Annotated in this window: 3 protein-coding genes and 1 pseudogene; 1 reads left to right on the top strand and 3 read right to left on the bottom strand. The window is 57.7% G+C overall.

Annotated elements, in window-relative coordinates; all coding sequences use genetic code 11:
* Positions 1-1,291 (top strand): M15 family metallopeptidase (locus tag AC1DRJ_RS23755; RefSeq protein WP_477804301.1); only part of this gene is annotated, 1,291 nt, incomplete at its 5' end.
* Positions 1,292-1,303: 12 nt separating this feature from the next.
* Here AC1DRJ_RS23755 and AC1DRJ_RS23750 read toward each other — a convergent pair.
* The 3 genes and pseudogenes from AC1DRJ_RS23750 to AC1DRJ_RS23740 all read right to left on the bottom strand — a co-directional run.
* The gene (locus AC1DRJ_RS23750; protein ID WP_477804300.1) at positions 1,304-1,792 is read right to left on the bottom strand and encodes an RES family NAD+ phosphorylase; all 489 of its coding nucleotides are present in this window, start codon (positions 1,790-1,792) and stop codon (positions 1,304-1,306) included.
* A complete protein-coding gene (locus AC1DRJ_RS23745; protein ID WP_477804299.1) occupies positions 1,789-2,271 on the bottom strand; it encodes an antitoxin Xre/MbcA/ParS toxin-binding domain-containing protein in 483 nt (160 codons plus the stop codon). Before AC1DRJ_RS23745 ends, AC1DRJ_RS23750 begins: the two co-directional genes overlap by 4 nt.
* A 357-nt stretch (positions 2,272-2,628) precedes the next feature.
* A pseudogene (locus AC1DRJ_RS23740) lies at positions 2,629-2,726 on the bottom strand (GNAT family N-acetyltransferase); the annotation flags it as partial.

Genomic DNA, 2,726 nt, shown 5'->3' with positions numbered 1-2,726 from the left:
GGACATGCGCTACGCCAGCCCTCACAATTTCACCGGGCATCGGCTCGATGGTTACGACGCCGCCGAATGCCTGTTGTCCGTGGACACCGCCAAGGCCCTTGCCCGGGTGCAAGCGGCACTGCGCCCGCAAGGCTATGCTTTGAAGGTGCTCGATTGTTATCGTCCCAGCCGTGCTGTCGCCGACATGGGGCGCTTCGCGACCGAGCCGGGGGACCCACGCAAGGCCGAGTTTTATCCGCGCGTGGACAAGCAGGATTTCTGGCGCCTGGGCTATGTGGCGCGGGTGTCGGGGCACTCCAAAGGTTCAACCGTGGACCTCACACTGATTGGCCCAAAGGCCGTGCCCGCCGATACCTGGACACCAGCAGCAGCCCAAGTCGATTGCACGGCGCCGTATGGCCAACGCTGGCACGATGGCGCACTCGATATGGGCACCGGTTACGATTGCTTCGATGAGCGCGCGCATAGCGCCAACCCGACGATCAGCTCCAACGCAAAGGAAAATCGTCAACGGCTTAGCAGCGCCATGGAAAAAGAAGGGTTTGCCGGTTATTCGAAGGAATGGTGGCACTTCACGTTCAGTGGCGAGGGAGCACCGAAAGACGTGATGGATTTCCCCATTACACCGATAAGCTCAAGCGACGTGATCGGCGCCAGTGGTCAGCTGATCGTGGTCACCTCCAGGAGCTGGGACGACATCCAGGGCACCGCGCAGCGCTATGAACGTGACGGTAAAACTTTTCGAAAGGTCGGCAATGCCTTCCCAGTCGTGGTCGGTAAAAACGGCATGGGTTGGGGCAAGGGCCTTGGCAGCGTTGACGCGGTAGAAGATCCGGTCAAACGCGAAGGCGACGGGAGAGCGCCCGCCGGAATATTCAGACTCGGAACGGCGTTTGGCTACGACACTTCGGCCGACACCCGACTGCAGTACCTTACGCTGACACCCACCACCGAATGCGTGGATGACAGCCAATCCAGTCGCTACAACGAACTGGTCGACAGCGCGGCAATGGCCAAGGACTGGAACAGCTCCGAACACATGCTCAAAGAAGAAGGCTATCGCAAAGGCATTTTCATCGAGCACAACACCCCGGCTACTGCAGCGTCGGGTTCGTGCATTTTTTTCCATGTCTGGCGCGGCCCCACTTCCCCGACGGCAGGTTGCACGGCCATGGATCAGGGAGATATTTCTGCGTTGTTCAAGTGGCTCGACCCTCGCGAGTCGCCGTTGCTGGTGCAGATGCCAGAGGCGCAATTCGAGCAGTTTCGTGAAGGGTGGACGTTGCCGTGAGGTTGGTGGCACTTATTTGATTAGCCGGGTGTCCAGGCCAAAGCGCTCCTGTGAGACAAGCTTGAACTTATCGTCAGCCAGGTCGCAGCTCACCAGTAGATTCCACGAACGGCCAGTCACCGCCGAAGGGATAAGAACGAAGGGATGCCGGGCCAGCAGCAGCTCGGCGAACTGTTGCTGATTGGGCGAAGGTTGTGACGGGATGAGCCAGTTCGGGTTCGGCACATCTTCCGGCTGAACAACTTTGATGATATCGGGATCCAGCACTTCGAAGCAGGTCAGCACGTGCGGCACACTGTCGAGGCTATCGAAGCCAACGTGGGCCGCGACCTCCAGGATGGCCGTGGACGGGTCCGCCGAAGCGTAAATGACCCGACGGCCGGGAGGGTTCCATCGACCACCGGAACGTTGCGCACCAACGCCACTGCTCCAGTTGTCTTTGAACACCTCGCGATCAAGGCGCCAGGCGTGCCATGTCCCGTCCCAGGGTAAGGGGTTCATTGATAGACCCCGTACTCGATCCGGGTCAGGTAGTCCTCTACCGCCTGGAAGCCAAGCGAGTTATCGATCAGCTCTAGCGGAACATGACCGTCCAGGTATTTGCACGGTTTGCGCAGCCATTCCTCGGCCAACAACAGATTGCCGAACACGTTGGTGGCGTGCTCCAGGGCCTGCGCATACTGGAAGGCGATCGTGCTCTGCTGCTGGTTCAGGCGCACCTGCCCGGTCTCTTTCGTCAGGCGTTGGACGGTCCTGATGGATTTCCCGGTGATGCGCTGAATAAGGTCGTGTTCCATGTACAGTGCCGATATAGCCAGCATGTCCCTGACATCACTCAACTCAAAGCCTTCCTGCGTGTACCGGATTACCAACATGCGCGTGTCACCCTTGCGACCATGTAGAAGAACCTCAGTAGGCTTTCTTGGCTTATTTGCCCTCGACGCCACGGCTTGCTTTTCTGCTTGATTCGTTGCGGGCATAACAATGACCTCGCTGCGACATTTGACGAAAGAATAGCGTCAAATGTCGTGGACTGGGTAATTGAGTATTGTCGGCTTTTGCATGTATTACTTGCTGAGTCCATTCGTCCTTTCTCCATGAAGCGAAATATTCCGGCCGTCAGAGGGGCCGCGCTCTCTTCCCTGATTGCAGCCACCACGCTACCCGCCGCGCTTCCGAGCGCCAACCTTAAAATCCTGTGGGATGTTTCCACGATTTTTTGAAAGCGTTCAAATGTCTTACGGTTTTTATTTAAAAACACCCCGTGTTACTTCCCGGAGCCTACAAAACCTTGCGTCGCTACCTGCCGTTCCGCCCGAATCCGCCGGCTAGTGCGTCTATGACTTGCACCTCAAATCAAGGCAATACGTGTAATAACCCGCCTCGCGCACATACCCCAACGACTCATACAACCGCTGTGCACCRAGATTATCGG

It is taken from the genome of Pseudomonas sp. P5_B2 (assembly GCF_056400445.1).
This window is presented reverse-complemented; position numbering and strand designations above follow the sequence as displayed.